This is a genomic window from Sphingomonas sp. AP28 (assembly GCF_056680455.1).
Genome location: NZ_CM155283.1, coordinates 28,876 through 42,999 on the forward strand (window position 1 = coordinate 28,876; position 14,124 = coordinate 42,999).

General features: G+C 64.1%; 14 protein-coding genes. 5 read left to right on the top strand and 9 right to left on the bottom strand.

From position 1 onward, the window contains the following. From adhP to AC1MH0_RS00155, 5 genes are all read left to right on the top strand, one after another. On the top strand, positions 1–1,038 hold the full coding sequence (gene adhP / locus AC1MH0_RS00135; RefSeq protein WP_480964136.1) for an alcohol dehydrogenase AdhP: 1,038 nt from the start codon (positions 1–3) through the stop codon (positions 1,036–1,038). Next, positions 1,035–3,440, top strand: coding sequence for a phosphoketolase family protein (locus AC1MH0_RS00140; protein WP_480964137.1), 2,406 nt, complete (start codon positions 1,035–1,037; stop codon positions 3,438–3,440). The genes adhP and AC1MH0_RS00140 overlap by 4 nt, the downstream gene beginning before the upstream one ends. Continuing rightward, positions 3,437–4,513, top strand: a complete 1,077-nt coding sequence (locus tag AC1MH0_RS00145; RefSeq protein WP_480964138.1) for an acetate/propionate family kinase — start codon at positions 3,437–3,439, stop codon at positions 4,511–4,513. The genes AC1MH0_RS00140 and AC1MH0_RS00145 overlap by 4 nt, the downstream gene beginning before the upstream one ends. Before the next feature lie 156 nt (positions 4,514–4,669). Then, positions 4,670–4,855, top strand: a complete 186-nt coding sequence (locus AC1MH0_RS00150; RefSeq protein ID WP_480964139.1) for a hypothetical protein — start codon at positions 4,670–4,672, stop codon at positions 4,853–4,855. Further along, positions 4,848–5,210 carry a hypothetical protein gene (locus AC1MH0_RS00155; RefSeq protein WP_480964140.1) on the top strand — a complete coding sequence of 121 codons (363 nt, stop codon included), beginning with the start codon at positions 4,848–4,850 and terminating at the stop codon, positions 5,208–5,210. Before AC1MH0_RS00150 ends, AC1MH0_RS00155 begins: the two co-directional genes overlap by 8 nt. Positions 5,211–5,275: 65 nt before the next feature. On the opposite strand, the gene AC1MH0_RS00160 is transcribed toward AC1MH0_RS00155, so the two are convergent. The 9 genes from AC1MH0_RS00160 to AC1MH0_RS00200 all read right to left on the bottom strand — a co-directional run bounded on the left by AC1MH0_RS00160 (position 5,276) and on the right by AC1MH0_RS00200 (position 14,118). After that, entirely contained in the window at positions 5,276–5,686 is a 411-nt protein-coding gene (locus tag AC1MH0_RS00160) for a low affinity iron permease family protein (protein ID WP_480964141.1), read from the bottom strand. Between the two features lie 54 nt (positions 5,687–5,740). Further along, positions 5,741–7,402: an oleate hydratase gene (locus AC1MH0_RS00165; RefSeq protein ID WP_480964142.1), complete on the bottom strand. Its 1,662-nt coding sequence runs from the start codon at positions 7,400–7,402 to the stop codon at positions 5,741–5,743. Between the two features lie 117 nt (positions 7,403–7,519). Then, entirely contained in the window at positions 7,520–7,939 is a 420-nt protein-coding gene (locus tag AC1MH0_RS00170) for a response regulator (protein WP_480964143.1), read from the bottom strand. An 85-nt stretch (positions 7,940–8,024) separates the two neighbouring features. Further along, the gene (locus tag AC1MH0_RS00175) at positions 8,025–8,654 is read right to left on the bottom strand and encodes a response regulator transcription factor (RefSeq protein ID WP_480964144.1); all 630 of its coding nucleotides are present in this window, start codon (positions 8,652–8,654) and stop codon (positions 8,025–8,027) included. After that, entirely contained in the window at positions 8,647–10,134 is a 1,488-nt protein-coding gene (locus AC1MH0_RS00180; RefSeq protein ID WP_480964145.1) for a PAS domain-containing sensor histidine kinase, read from the bottom strand. The genes AC1MH0_RS00175 and AC1MH0_RS00180 overlap by 8 nt, the downstream gene beginning before the upstream one ends. A 194-nt stretch (positions 10,135–10,328) precedes the next feature. Further along, entirely contained in the window at positions 10,329–10,457 is a 129-nt protein-coding gene (locus AC1MH0_RS00185; protein WP_480964146.1) for a hypothetical protein, read from the bottom strand. Positions 10,458–10,558: 101 nt separating this feature from the next. Next, complete coding sequence (locus AC1MH0_RS00190; RefSeq protein WP_480964147.1) at positions 10,559–11,548, bottom strand: 2-hydroxyacid dehydrogenase; 990 nt, start codon at positions 11,546–11,548, stop codon at positions 10,559–10,561. Between the two features lie 54 nt (positions 11,549–11,602). Next, positions 11,603–12,952 carry an MFS transporter gene (locus tag AC1MH0_RS00195; RefSeq protein WP_480964148.1) on the bottom strand — a complete coding sequence of 450 codons (1,350 nt, stop codon included), beginning with the start codon at positions 12,950–12,952 and terminating at the stop codon, positions 11,603–11,605. A gap of 182 nt (positions 12,953–13,134) precedes the next feature. Beyond that, a complete protein-coding gene (locus tag AC1MH0_RS00200) occupies positions 13,135–14,118 on the bottom strand; it encodes a zinc-dependent alcohol dehydrogenase family protein (RefSeq protein WP_480964149.1) in 984 nt (327 codons plus the stop codon). Between the last annotated feature and the right edge of the window lie 6 nt (positions 14,119–14,124).

Consider the following 14,124-nt stretch of genomic DNA (forward strand, 5'->3'; position numbering starts at 1 on the left):
ATGCCGCACATGATGCAGGCTGCCGTCGTTGAAGCCTTCGGCCAGCCGCTGATTCTTCGCGAGTTTCCAATTCCAACCGCCGGTCCCGGCCAGATCTTGGTCAAGACCGAGGCGTGCGGTGTGTGTCACACCGATCTCCACGCCGCGCGCGGCGACTGGCCGGTTAAGTCGACCCCGCCCTTCATCCCGGGTCATGAAGGCATCGGCATCGTCGTCGAGGTCGGTGCCGGCGTCGAGGTCGTGAAGCTCGGCGACCGGGTCGGCGTGCCGTGGATGTACTCGGCGTGCGGGCACTGCGAATATTGCCTGTCGGCCTGGGAGACTGTGTGCCCCGACATCCAGTTCAGCGGCTACACCCGCAACGGCGGGTTTGCCGAATACATCCTCGCCGACCCGAACTATGTCGCGCGGATCCCCGATGAATTGTCCGCGGTCGAGGCTGCGCCGATCATCTGCGCCGGCATCACGACCTATAAGGGCCTGAAGGAAACCGGCGCAAAGCCCGGCGAATGGGTCGCAATCTCCGGCGTCGGCGGGCTGGGCCATCTTGCCGTCCAATATGCCATCGCAATGGGGCTGCGTGTCTGCGCAATCGACGTCGATGACGGCAAGCTGGCGCACGCCAAAGCGCTTGGTGCGGAAGTGCTGGTCAATGCGCGTAGCACCGACCCGATCGGCGAGCTGAAGGCCGCAACCGGCGGGGGCGCGCACGGCGTGCTCATCACCGCGCCGTCGCTCGCCGCCTTCAACCAGGGCGTGGCGATGACGCGCCGGCACGGCACCTGCGTGCTCGTCGGCCTGCCACCCGGCGAGTTTCCACTGCCACTGTTCGATGTGGTGGCGAACTGCATCACTGTCCGCGGCTCATTCGTCGGTACCCGAAAGGACATGGCCGAGGCGCTGGCGTTCGCCGCGACCGGCAAGGTGAAGGCGGATATCGAGCTGCAACCGCTATCGGCGATCAACGCCGTCTTCGACCGTCTAGAACATGGCCAGGTGCCCTCGCGCGTCGTCCTCGACTTTGGAAGCCACTCATGAACGCGATCGGTATTTTGCCGCACAGCCGTCGCGCCGAGCGGCACGCCCATACGCATCCGCTGACGCCGGACATGCTGCGGCGGATGGACGCCTATTGGCGGGCCGCCAATTATCTGTCGGTCGGCCAGATCTACCTGCGCGACAATGCGATGCTCGACCGGCCGCTCACCATCGCCGACGTAAAGCCGCGGCTGCTCGGCCATTGGGGCACCACACCGGGACTGAACTTCCTGTACGTCCACCTCAACCGGCTGATCGTCGAGCATGATCTGGACATGATAAACATCATCGGTCCGGGGCATGGCGGCCCCGGGCTGGTGGCACATACCTATCTCGAAGGCTCTTACACCGAGCGCTATCCGGCGATCGAGCGCAGCCGCAGCGGCATGCACCGGCTGTTCCGGCAATTCTCCTGGCCGGGCGGTATCCCGAGCCATGTCGCGCCGGAGACGCCCGGATCGATCCATGAAGGCGGCGAGCTGGGCTATTCGCTGGCGCATGCATATGGCGCGGCGTTCGACAATCCCGATCTGCTCGTCGCGTGCGTGATCGGTGACGGCGAAGCGGAAACTGGCGCGCTGGCGGCAAGCTGGCATTCCAACAAGTTCCTGAACCCCGCACGTGACGGTGCGGTGCTGCCGATCCTGCACCTCAACGGCTTCAAGATCGCGAACCCGACGATTCTCGCGCGGATCGACCATGACGAGCTTGAAGCCCTGCTGCGCGGCTACGGGCACGAGCCGATCTTCGTGGAGGGCAGCGATCCGCAAGTGGTTCACCAGCAACTGGCGGTCGCGCTCGATGACGCGCTCGCGCAGATCAAGGCGATCCAGGCCGCGGCGCGCGTCGAAGGCGCGAACCCGGAGCGCCCGCGCTGGCCGATGATCGTGTTCCGCACGCCCAAGGGCTGGACGGGGCCGAAGGTCGTCGACGGCAAGCCCGTGGAGGGAACGTGGCGCGCGCACCAGGTGCCGATCGCCAATTTCAAAAATCCCGAGCATCTGCGGCAGCTCGATGCATGGATGCGCAGCTACCGTCCGGAAGAGCTGTTCGATGCGAACGGCAAATTTCTCGACGAATACGCGTCGCTCGCCCCGACCGGACATCGGCGGATGGGATCGAACCCGCATGCCAATGGCGGCGAGCTGCTCGCGCCGCTGTCGCTGCCGGACTTCCGTACTTACGCCGTGCCGGTCGCCGCGCCCGGTCAGGTCGATGCGCCCGCGACGCGCGTGTTGGGTACCTATCTGCGCGACGTGATGAAGCTCAACATGGGCACGGTAAACTTCCGCCTGTTCGGTCCCGACGAGACGGCCTCCAACCGGCTCGCCGACGTGTACGACGTCTCGGGCAAGGTCTGGATGGCCGATATCGAACCCGTCGACGAGAACCTGTCAACCGACGGCCGCGTGATGGAGGTGCTCAGCGAGCATCTCTGCCAAGGCTGGCTCGAGGGCTATCTGCTGACCGGCCGGCACGGGCTATTCTCGTGCTACGAGGCGTTCGTCCATATCGTCGATTCGATGGTCAACCAGCATGCCAAGTGGCTTAAGGTGACCAAAGGCATCCCGTGGCGCCGCCCGATCGCTTCGCTCAATTACCTGCTGACCTCGCATGTCTGGCGGCAGGATCATAACGGACTGTCGCACCAGGATCCCGGCTTCCTCGACCATGTCGCCAATAAGACTGCGGACGTGGCTCGGCTCTACCTGCCGCCCGATGCGAACACGCTGTTGTCGGTCGCCGACCATTGCCTGCGCAGTCGTGGCTATGTGAATGTTATCGTCGCGGGCAAGCAGCCCGAGGCGCAATGGCTCGGCATGGACGCGGCGGTCCGGCACTGTACGGCCGGCGCCGGCATCTGGGACTGGGCAGGAGACGACGCGGATCCAGAGGTCGTCATGGCCTGCGCCGGCGACGTGCCGACGCTGGAGGCGCTGGCCGCGGTGACGCTGCTGCGCGAGTATGTCCCCGACATGCGCATCCGCGTGGTGAACGTCGTCGACCTGATGGTCCTGCAACCCCGCACGCGGCATCCACACGGCCTCGATGAGCGCGAGTTCGACGCGATGTTTACGCACGACAAGCCGGTGATTTTCGCGTTCCACGGCTATCCCGCGCTGATCCACAAGCTGACCTATGCCCGCGCGAACCATGCCAACATCCACGTGCGCGGCTATCAGGAGCGGGGGACGACGACGACGCCGTTCGACATGGTCGTATTGAACGATCTCGATCGGTATCGCCTGGCGCTCGACGCGATCGAGCACATCCCGCGCTTGCGTGACCGCGTGCCGGCGGAAACGGCGCGCTACTGGACGACGATGGAGCGTCACAAGCTCTACATCGCCGAGAACGGCGACGACATGCCGGAGGTGCGTGACTGGCGCTGGCCGGCATGATCCAACGCAGGATTGCGCTGGTGCTTAACAGCGGATCGTCGTCGCTGAAGTTCGCGGCGTTCGATCTCGCCGCGCCCGACCTGCCGGCGATCGTGACGGGACAGGTAGATCCGGCCGATGGCGACGCCGCGTTCGCGGCGATCGACGCGGCGCTGGCGAAGGCCGGTGCGCCTTTGCCGATCGCGGTCGGGCATCGCATCGTGCATGGCGGACCGCAGCTGCTGCGGCATTGCCAGATCGATGCTGAGGTGATCGCTAAGCTGGAACAAGCTGAGCCGTTCGCACCGCTCCACGTGCCCGCGGCGCTGGCACTGTTGGCGACCGCGACCGCGCGCTACCCGGGACGCGCGCAGATCGCCTGTTTCGATACCGTGTTCCACGCCGGCATGCCCGACATCGCGCGGACGCTCCCGATCCCGCGGTCGCAGCGCGCAGCGGGGCTGCACCGATATGGCTTCCACGGCCTGTCATGCGAGTCCGTCGTGCATCAGCTCGGGCCGAACCTGCCGGCGAGGCTGGTAATCGCGCATCTCGGCAACGGCGCCAGCGTCACTGCGGTGCGTGAAGGTCGGTCGATCGATACGAGCATGGGCCTGACGCCATCGGGCGGCGTCATCATGGGTACGCGGACCGGCGACATCGATCCTGGCGTGTTGATCCACCTGATGCGCGCGGGCGGCTATGGTCCGGCCGAGATGGAGCAGCTGATCGACAAGGACGCCGGGATGCTCGGCATCTCCGGCCGGTCGGGCGATATGCGCGTCCTGCATGATGCCTCGCCCGATGCCGACGCAGATCTGGCCGTCGCCATGTTCTGCCGGTCGGTCGCCAAGCAGATCGTGGCGATGATGACTGCGCTGGGGGGCGCCGACATGATCGTGTTCACAGGCGGGATCGGCGAGCATGATGGCCGCGTCCGAGAGATGATCTGTGTGGATCTCGCCTGGGCGGGCGTAACGCTGGCCACGTCGGACGGGTTGACGCCCAAAGCGGTCTGCATTGCTCTCACGCGCCCTTCACGCGAAGAAGCCGTCATTGCCCGGCATATGCAGGCGATCCTTGGGGAGGGCTGAGGTGGGCCAGCACCGCTTAGCGTCCCGCGATGCCCAGATCGCGCCTCTATGTATATTCCGATCGTCGAAGGTCGGACAGCCAGGGGCTACCAGGTTGGACAGCCATTCGAGGAACGATCATCGCGATCGCATGGCGCACCGATCAGGAGATCGTCGATGTACACGAACCCGGACGAAGCCGCCTATTGCATCACCCGGATCGCGCGCTCCAACGCACTGGCCACGGCATCGACGGACAGTTGCGTACGCGCATCGCACCGTGGAATCGCCGAAGGCTATGAGGAGCGGCTGACGTCGCTGACTCGCTCGCGTCGCACAGACCCGGTTCTGGACGATGCTTGAGCGGACCGCACAGCCGACCGCCGCGGTGTTGCGCACCAGCGCTCTCGCCCGCTGGGACAATGAGGGCGGGGCACTCTCACACCCGGTGACGGTCAAAGCACCTCATGTGGACGTCGTCCATCATCTGTCCGATCAGGAAATGGTCTGCCTGCGCAGTCGGGTGATCGCTCTGGAGAATGTCGTCATCGCGATGCTGGCGGGCGGATCGCACGACCAGCGCGCCCTGGTCCATGACATGGCTTTGTTCGTCCGACCGCCCCTCGACGAGGCGCAGGACCGGCTAACGATGCATGCGGCCGACCTGATGGACAATCTCGCCGATCGGGCAACGCGCTTCGCGCGCGTTCTCGCCTGAGCCTGACCGCACCGCCCTGACGCTGCCGGACGATGCGAGCGTCGAGGCGGTGCGTTGGGCCAGCGTCATAGGCGGTTTCTGAGATTGGCGAGACTGACGACCGGCGACAGCTTGCCGTCGGTGTCGCTGCATTCGCGCTCCAGATCGGAGCGTACCTTTTCGATCTCGCGATCGGTGAGATGCTCAATACCGATGAATTGCGATCGCGCGGCATCGACCGCCCGGATCAGTTCATCGAGCTTGGCCTGCATGGCGGCCGCATCCCGGTTCTGCGAGTTCTGGATCAGGAAGACCATCAGGAAGGTGACGATCGTGGTCGCCGTGTTCACGACCAGCTGCCACGTATCCGAATAGCCGAACAGCGGTCCGGTGACCGACCAAAGGACGATGATGCCGACCGCCGCCACGAAGGCACCGGGCTGGCCGGCGAAACCGGCTATGCGGGTCGCCGCGGCGGTGAACATGCGATCAAGCATGCTCAGTGCGCCAAGGCAGGCAACGACGATCCCGCGCCAGGCCCCGTCGACCGGTCAGACCGCATCGAGCACCCGTTCCGGAGCGTGCTGGCCGACATCGTGGAGGGCAAGAAAGGCCTTGAACAGCACGCGCGGATCGTAGGCCCCCTTGTACACGGGGGGCGGAGTCCGCTCGAGGCCGAGCAACCCGGCAACCGCTGCCTGCGCCGAGCGGATCGAATATTCGACGGTGAAGACGACATCGTCCGGCAGCTCGACAAACTGGCCGATGAAGCCGAAATTGATCGCCTGGGCGGGCACGGCCTGCGGGCGGTCGCCATGTACCCGCGGCAGGAACTGGCTGGTGATGAAGGGCATCATGCACGGGATGCAATTCGCGGAAGCAAGAATGCGGTCGGCCTGCTCGACGATGCCGAGATGGCCCATGATCTCGACCATGATCTCACGGCCGGTGCAGGCGGACATGGGCTTCTTCACGAAGTCACCGAGCGCATCGACCAAGAGGCCGTACCCCCAGAAGACGGTCACGTCCTCGGGCTGGCCGATGAAGTGCGGCTGATGCGGGATGACGATGGATGCCAGCCAGCTCGACTGGGGGAAAGTGACGAGCCCGCCTTCACCCGGCACGTTGCCGGTCGCATCGCGGACCAGGTCGAGGAAAGTCGGGTCGCTCAGCGTCGTCGTGAACGACACCCATTTCGAGCGATCGATATGATCGGCGAACACCGATGGCCGCCCGAAGTCGCCACGGTCAGCGGCGATGTTCTGCCATAGCTGCCAGGCTCCGCCATCCGCTTTCCCCTTCAACGCGGGCGCCGTGTCCATGCCGCCCTGGCTCGACGCCTCGGTCATCGATCCCAGCGTGACCAGCACATAGTCGCCGTCCCGAACCTCGATGCAGTCCTTGATACCAGCCTTCTCGATGACGATCGTCTCGACGGCGTCGCCGCCTCCACGATGCGTGAACTCAAGGTCGACGACGCGCGTGCCGGTTTCGAAGCGGACGCCGCGGTCGTCGAGCCATTTGCGCAACGGTCGCACCATTGAATCATACTGATTATAGACAGTTCGCATGATGCCCGTCAGGCGATTGAACCCGCCGACCATGTGCGCGAAACGGACGAGATAGCGCTTGAACTCGACGGCGCTGTGCCACGGCTGGAACGCGAACGTCGTGCACCACATGTACCAGAAATTGGTCTCGAAGAAAGCGGGGTCGAACTGATCGGCGATCGACGAGCGGCCCAGCATCGCCTCGGGCTCGAGGCCGAGGCGCTCGATCGTCAGGATATGGCCTTCGGTGAGACCGAACGCCGGCGCCGTCCGTCGTTCGCCGTCGACGAACAGCCGCGACTTCGACGACGTCTGCATCGTCTTATTCCAGTCAAGGATCTCCTGCGTGACGGTGCCGGTGCCGTCGAGTGTCGGGATCGACGCGAAGAGGTCGAAGGTGCAGAGATACTTGCTCTCGATCATCCGGCCGCCCCGCAGGACATAGCCGCTCTCCGGGGTGCCCGATCCGTCGAGACTCCCGCCGATGACGCCCGACTCCTCGAGGATCGTGATGTCCGACCCCAGCATGTCGCCGTCCCGGATCATGAACGCCGCTGCGGACAGCGAGGCGATGCCACCCCCGACCAGCCATGCCTTGGCACCAGCCTGGGGAGCGGGGCGCTTGAACAGCAACAGCTCGGCGCCTTCTTGACTGACGATCATGGCGAAATCTCCGTGCCGCTGCCGCTGGACCCGGAATGGGGCGTTCGGTCGGGCTGAGTGAGCCTTGTCAGTACCGCCCGCGGCGGGGTTCGGCCCAGCGTCGGGAACTACCTACGCTCAGCCCTCCGCATTCCAGCCAGCCCAACCGTGATCGATCGACGCCTCAATGGCGGTCAGTAGCGCGCGATCGCCGACATTCCGTGCAAGCACCGTGTCGCCGTGACGCGTGGCCTCGATCAACATCGGACTGCCGGGGTCGAGTCCATCTAGGAGAATCGCCTTGCCACGCCAGCCACTGGCCCGCATTTCGCGCAGGAGGGCGGGGCCGTCGATGTCCTCCATCTCGAGGTCGAGGATGATGCACGGATAATCGCGCGACCTCGGATCGGCGAGCAGTGCCGCGCAGGTCGCATAGGACCGGACGTCATAGTCTTCCGAGCGCAGCATTAGCTGTCGCGCGTGCCGAATGGAGGAATCGCCATCGACGAGGGAAACGCCGATCATCTGCCGTGACGATGGCTTGGTAGCGTTTTGCATGCGGATATCCTTGGGTTTCTCCAAGGATCGCATGGCGGAAGGCCCCACGTCTGTACGTAGAAGGCGAGGGGGAGGGGGCCGGCAGTTAGCCGGGATGTGCTTCGCCAAGCCCTGCCGCGAACGCGATCCGCAGGACATCGGACAGACTACGCGCGGCCAGCTTCTCCATCAGGTTGGCACGGTGAACCTCGACGGTCCGCGTCGCGATACTGAGGTCGAAGGCAATCAGCTTGTTGGGCCGTCCCAAGACCATGCCGTCGAGTACGTCACGCTCGCGCGCCGTTAGCGCCGCGAGGCGGACCGAAGCTTCCGCTGCAGCGAGCTGGCTGCGATCGTTTCGACCGGCTTGGCTTAACGCTTCGTCGATCGCCGCCAGCAACGCGGTCCGCTCGAACGGCTTCTCCAGGAACTCGATCGCCCCGGCTTTTACCGCGCGCACCGCGAGCGTCACGTCGCCGTGGCCGGTCAGCATGATGATCGGGAGCATGATACCCTGTTCGGCAAGCCGCGCCTGCACCTCCAGCCCGTCGATTTCGGGCATCCGGACGTCGAGCAGCACGCAACCGTGCGTCTCGCGCGTGGCGGTTTTCAGGAACTGCACGCCTGACGCATAGGTTTCGACGCTATGGCCGGCCTTGCGGAGCATAAAGCCTACCGATTGCCGGATCGCCTCGTCATCGTCGACGATGTGGACGGTGCGTGTGGATTCAGACATCTTCGGCTCCTGCCAAGGGCACGCAGAAATGGAAGGCCGTCCCCGATGTGGCGCCGGCCTCTGCCCAGATCCGGCCGCCATGTGCCTCGACGATCGTGCGGCAGATCGAAAGGCCAAGGCCCATGCCGTCCTCCTTTGTAGTTGCGAACGCTTCGAACAGGCGATCGCGAATGTCTGGGGACAGGCCTGTGCCGGTATCGGCGACGGTGACGCGCACCCAGCCATCGCGATCGGGCGCGGTCGCGATCGTCAGCTCCTTGCAAGGCGAAGACGCCATCGACTGGATCGCGTTGCGGATGAGATTGACCAGCACCTGCTGGATCTGGACGCGGTCGACCAGCACCGTCTCGAGCCCCGCGGCGATGGTCATCGTTACGCTGACCCCCGCCTCATGCGCGCCGAGCAGGCCAAGGCTGGTGGCTTCCTCGACAATCGTGTCGAGCCGTTCGGCCTTGAAGCCGGTGTCGCCACCATCGACGAACGCGCGCAGCCGTCGCACGATCGTGCCGGCGCGAAGCGATTGGGCAGCTGCAAGCTCCAGAGCCTCGGCGATCTCGCCGAGCAGGCCGTCCTCGGTCTCTCCGATCATAGCGCGTGTAGTCTCGAGATAGGCAGCGATCGCGGTCAGGGGCTGGTTGATCTCATGCGCGAGCGTGGCGGCCATCGTTCCCATCGCACTGACGCGGGAAACATGGACCAGCTCGGATTGCAGCTCCTTCATCCGACGCGCCGTTTGATGCCGGTTGGTCAAATCGCGCACGAAGCCGGTGAAGATCCTCTCGCCACCGATCGATGCCTCGCCGACCGCCAGCTCGATCGGGAAGGTTTCGCCGTTGGCGCGCTGCGCGGTCGCGACGCGGACATTGCCGATATTGTGGGGAACGCCGGTCTCCAGATAGGTCCGTAAGTGGCCATCATGCTCGCTCCGGTCGGCGGGCGGCATGAGCATGCTAACATTCTGGCCGATGACATCTGCCTTCGCGTATCCGAACAATTGCTCGGCGGTGGTGCTGAACGACGATACGATACCGCATTCGTTCATCACAATCATCGCGTCGGGTACAGTCGCAAGAATTGAGCGCAAGTGATGCTCGCGCCGGACAAGTGCAGCTTCTGACGCCTTCTGGTCGGTGACGTCACGGATGACCTTGCCGAAGCCGCGCAGTTCGCCGGCGTCATCGCGCAGGGCGGTGATCGTTACGCCAGCAAGAAACTCCGAACCGTCTTTGCGAAGACGCCAGCTATCCTCCTCGAGGCGGCCGAGAGTGGCCGCACGAGCGAGATCATCGGCCGGTTTGCCGGCCGCCACGTCGTCGGGTGTGTAGAAGATGGCGACATCGGCACCGATGACTTCCGCCTCGGTCCAACCTTTCATCCGTTCGGCGCCGCGGTTCCAGATGGTCACGCGACCCTTGGCATCCAGCATATAGATCGCGTAGCCCGTCGCCCCATCGATCAGCAGACTAAGCTCTTCGGCCACGACCGCATTCCTGCGCGCGACGGCATCAGCGTCCGACCGATCGCCACGGAATAGTCCCTCGTTCACGAAGGTGGTGCAGATTGTCTGGGGGTAAGAAAATTGATCATCTAACAGCTTGCCTCCGGCCGGGTAAATTCCCGAACAGTCGGCAACCCATGACGGATCAACGCTTGGCAAGCCAGTATGACGCAAGATCAGGTCAATGGCCTGAGAAGCGTCATTGCAATCTCGCCAGCGATCAGCAGCGAAAGAACACCGCCTCCGGCTGAAACGCGCGGATTCGTGATGATCGGCTTGAAGAAGGTCTGGATTGCCGTGTGCATGATCGTCATCCCTAGTTGTTAAAGGGAATGTGGGCGATTGCTCGGCATGACGATATTGTGGTTTTACACATCGCCGGCCGCCCGTCACAAACCCGTTAGGACTATCCGGCAAGCTGATTGGTGGCATGCCCGACCGCCTCAAACGACGATAGATTGGCCATCGTCGTCTCGGCGATCGCGGACAGCGCTTCGTGTGTGAAAAAGCCCTGGTGGCCGGTGACGAGCACGTTCGAGAACATTAGCAGCCGCTCGAAGGCATCGTCCTGGATGACTTCGCTCGACAGATCCTCGAAGAACAGCTCTTCCTCTTCCTCATAGACGTCGAGACCAAGATGACCGATCTTGCCGCTCTTTAAACCTTGGATCACCGCTGCGGTGTCGATCATGCCGCCCCGGCTCGTGTTTATGAGCATCACGCCGTGCTTCATGCGATCGATTGCGGTCGCATCGATCAGATGACGTGTCGCATCGGTCAGCGGGCAGTGGAGCGAGATGATGTCCGCCTCAGCCAGCAAGGTTTCGAGCGTCGTGTAGGTAACGCCGAGCGCGGCGCAGGCGACATTCGGTACGACGTCATAGGCGATCACTCTGCACCCGAACCCGAGCATTATCCGGGCGACGCCTGCGCCTACCCGCCCGGTCCCGACAATGCCGACCGTCCGGCCGTGCAGATTGAAGCCTAGAAGTCCCTCGAGCGCGAAGTTGCCCTCGCGCACCCGGGCATAGGCCCGGTGGATATTGCGATCGAGCGATAGGATGAGCGCAACCGCGTGCTCGGAGACTGCCTCCGGCGAGTAGGCCGGCACACGGGCGACGGCGATGCCGAGACGCTTGGCGGCGGCCATGTCGACATTGTTGAACCCCGCCGATCGGAGCGCGACGATTTCAACCCCGATATTCTTGAAGACCTGGAGAACGGCAGCATCGACCTGATCGTTGACGAACGCGCACACCGACGTCGAACCCTTCGCCAGGGCCGCGCTCGCGGCCGTCAGCCGGTCCTCCACGAACTTCAGGGTATGAAGGGAGCCTGCGGCCTCTTCCATGAAGGTGCGATCATAGGATTTGGTGCTGAAGACGGTGACGATCATTGAGCATGCTTTCGGGTGAGTGCGAATACCGAGGCTTGGACGCCGGAAGGCGGTTCAAGTCGCGGCGAGTATCGGGGAAGGCGGAGTGGCGCGTGATGGGCGATCTGCAACGCGCGCATGGCCCGTCTCCTTCAAGAACAGGCTGAGGCCGATCGCCACGACGACGCCCGCGACCAGCGGCAGGAACCCGTTCTGAAACTCCGGCAACGTGAGCGGCTTGCCCTGCGGGACCATCAGCCGGGAGATGAAGGGGGAGACGATGCCACTGGTCAGGAAGACAAGGAAGTTCATTACACCGGCAGCGGTGCCCTTGACTGCAGATGGGTTGGTCTCCTTCATCATCGAGAAGGGGATCATCGCAGCCCCCGATGCGATGCCGAGCACAAGCGCAACGCTGTAGGGCGGAAGCAGGCCGTGCGGCACGTAGATCGCGGTCAGGCCGGCCGCCAGCATCACCACTGCACCGGCGATCAGCACGGGTTTGCGACGGCCAAGCCGGTCGGCTACGAAGCCGAGCAACGGACATCCGATCACCCAGCCGATCGGCACCATCGAGGCTTCCGTGGCGGCAGCGGCCATCGACAGATCCTTTCCGCCGTTGAGGAACGACGTCGCCCAGACCAGCGCGCCGATCGTGGTAGGTAAGAAGAGCAACCCTCCGATCACCCCGGCAAGCCAGCTTTGCGGGTTGGCGAGGACCGTCTTGAAGGGTTGGACAAGGCTGGCGGCAGAAAGCGGGCCATGATGGGACGCACTGTCACCGCTGTCGCGCGGCATGACGATCCAGGTGGCGACAGCCAGCACGAAGCCGACGACGGCGAAGCCGATCCAGACATACTGCCACGACAGATGAAGGCTTCCAGCCGGATCGATCAGCATGTGGACCGGTTTCGACCCGAACGCGGCACCGGCCATTCCGAGGCACTGCGTCAGACCGATAAACAACGCGAGCATCCGTGACGGCAGATACCGGGCCGCCACGTAGGATGCCCCGATAAAGGCGAAAATCGCACCCATAGCCTGGAGGACGAAACCAGCCATGCCGGCCGCTTCGCTGCCCTGGGCGAACACGAGGCACCCCAGACCGACGACGGCGATGCCGTAAGGTATCGTGCGTTGCGGCCCGTATCGATCGAGAAGGACGCCGGCGATCAGCGCCATCAGCGCATAGGCGACGTAATAGGCCGAGATCATCCCGCCGATGTGATTGCCGCCCCATGCGGCGGAGAGTTCGTGCTGCATGACGCCCGGCGCCGAACGGACGGCGTACTGGAAGAAATAGAAGACAGCGCACAGCGCCCAGGCCAGCAGGAACAGCGGCCTGAGCTGGACAGGCGGTCCATCGGTAACCGTTTCTTGCTTCGGCGTGCCGATACGGGCTCCTATAGGGTCGTGGCTTGGCATGTATGGATCCTTGGTGAAATGACCCAAGAGTGGGTGTCAGCCACGCAGAACAGCCGTGAAAAAGACGGTGCGGTCGGGAGCGTCGTTGGCGTCGCTGGGTAGCGCGTGAACCTTTCCGGCCGCTACACTCGGAAACTACGCCTTCGAGCGCACCGCTTGGTCGCCCGACGGGCCTTTCATAATCAGGGAATGAGAACGGCTGCACCGTCGAAGCGGCCCGCACGTAGATCATCGAGTGCCTCGTTCGCGCGCTCGAGCGGGTAGCGGTGGATCGTGGTCACGATCCCGATCTCCGGGGCTAGCTTCAGGAAATCTAGGCCGTCCTGACGCGTCAGGTTGGCGACGGAGAGAAGCTCGCGCTCCTCCCAGAGCTGGCTGTACGGGAAGCTCGGGATATCGCTCATGTGAATGCCAGCGCACACGACCTTGCCGCCCTTGCGGACAGCCTTCAGCGCGAGGGGCACCAGATCGCCGACGGTGGCGAACAGGATGGCGGCGTCGAGTAGCTCCGGCGGCATCTCGTCGGACCCGCCAGCCCAGACGGCGCCGAGGGATCGCGCAAACGCCTGTGTCTTCGTGTCACCCGGTTTCGTGAACGCGTAAATCGATCGGCCCTGCCAAGCCGCGACCTGCGCGACGATGTGGGCGGAGGCACCGAAGCCATAAAGGCCTAGGCGCTTCGCCTCTCCAGTTTTACCGAGCGATCGCCAGCCGATCAAACCAGCGCACAGTAAGGGGGCAAGAGCCGCATCGTCGCCGTCTTCGCCGAGCGGGAAGGCGTACCGAGCGTCTGCCACCACCGCGGTCGCAAAGCCGCCATCGCGCGTATAGCCAGTGAAAAGCGGGCGATCGCAAAGATTCTCAGCCTGCATCCGGCAATAGGGACAGACGCCACAGGTGTAGCCCAGCCAGGGTACACCGACGCGTCCGCCGATCCGGAGTCCATCGACGCCAGCGCCCAGCGCGTCGATGCGCCCGACGATCTCGTGACCGGGTATGATCGGCACCTGTGGTGCTGCGAGCTCGCCATCGACCACATGGAGATCGGTGCGGCAGACGCCACAGGCCAACACCTTGAGCCTGATTTGTCCCGGTCCTGGCTGGCGATCCGGCAGCTTGCTCCATTCGAGCGGGTGACCGATCGCCTTCAGGATCATCGCATACATGATGGC

What these genes read in the sequence shown, in the direction of transcription:
- adhP (WP_480964136.1), top strand. Translation starts at nt 1, where the DNA reads ATGCCGCACATGATGCAGGCTGCCGTCGTTGAAGCCTTCGGCCAGCCG.
- AC1MH0_RS00140 (WP_480964137.1), top strand. Translation starts at nt 1,035, where the DNA reads ATGAACGCGATCGGTATTTTGCCGCACAGCCGTCGCGCCGAGCGGCAC.
- AC1MH0_RS00145 (WP_480964138.1), top strand. Translation starts at nt 3,437, where the DNA reads ATGATCCAACGCAGGATTGCGCTGGTGCTTAACAGCGGATCGTCGTCG.
- AC1MH0_RS00150 (WP_480964139.1), top strand. Translation starts at nt 4,670, where the DNA reads ATGTACACGAACCCGGACGAAGCCGCCTATTGCATCACCCGGATCGCG.
- AC1MH0_RS00155 (WP_480964140.1), top strand. Translation starts at nt 4,848, where the DNA reads ATGCTTGAGCGGACCGCACAGCCGACCGCCGCGGTGTTGCGCACCAGC.
- AC1MH0_RS00160 (WP_480964141.1), bottom strand. Translation starts at nt 5,686, where the DNA reads ATGCTTGATCGCATGTTCACCGCCGCGGCGACCCGCATAGCCGGTTTC.
- AC1MH0_RS00165 (WP_480964142.1), bottom strand. Translation starts at nt 7,402, where the DNA reads ATGATCGTCAGTCAAGAAGGCGCCGAGCTGTTGCTGTTCAAGCGCCCC.
- AC1MH0_RS00170 (WP_480964143.1), bottom strand. Translation starts at nt 7,939, where the DNA reads ATGCAAAACGCTACCAAGCCATCGTCACGGCAGATGATCGGCGTTTCC.
- AC1MH0_RS00175 (WP_480964144.1), bottom strand. Translation starts at nt 8,654, where the DNA reads ATGTCTGAATCCACACGCACCGTCCACATCGTCGACGATGACGAGGCG.
- AC1MH0_RS00185 (WP_480964146.1), bottom strand. Translation starts at nt 10,457, where the DNA reads ATGCACACGGCAATCCAGACCTTCTTCAAGCCGATCATCACGAATCCG.
- AC1MH0_RS00190 (WP_480964147.1), bottom strand. Translation starts at nt 11,548, where the DNA reads ATGATCGTCACCGTCTTCAGCACCAAATCCTATGATCGCACCTTCATG.
- AC1MH0_RS00195 (WP_480964148.1), bottom strand. Translation starts at nt 12,952, where the DNA reads ATGCCAAGCCACGACCCTATAGGAGCCCGTATCGGCACGCCGAAGCAA.
- AC1MH0_RS00200 (WP_480964149.1), bottom strand. Translation starts at nt 14,118, where the DNA reads ATGTATGCGATGATCCTGAAGGCGATCGGTCACCCGCTCGAATGGAGC.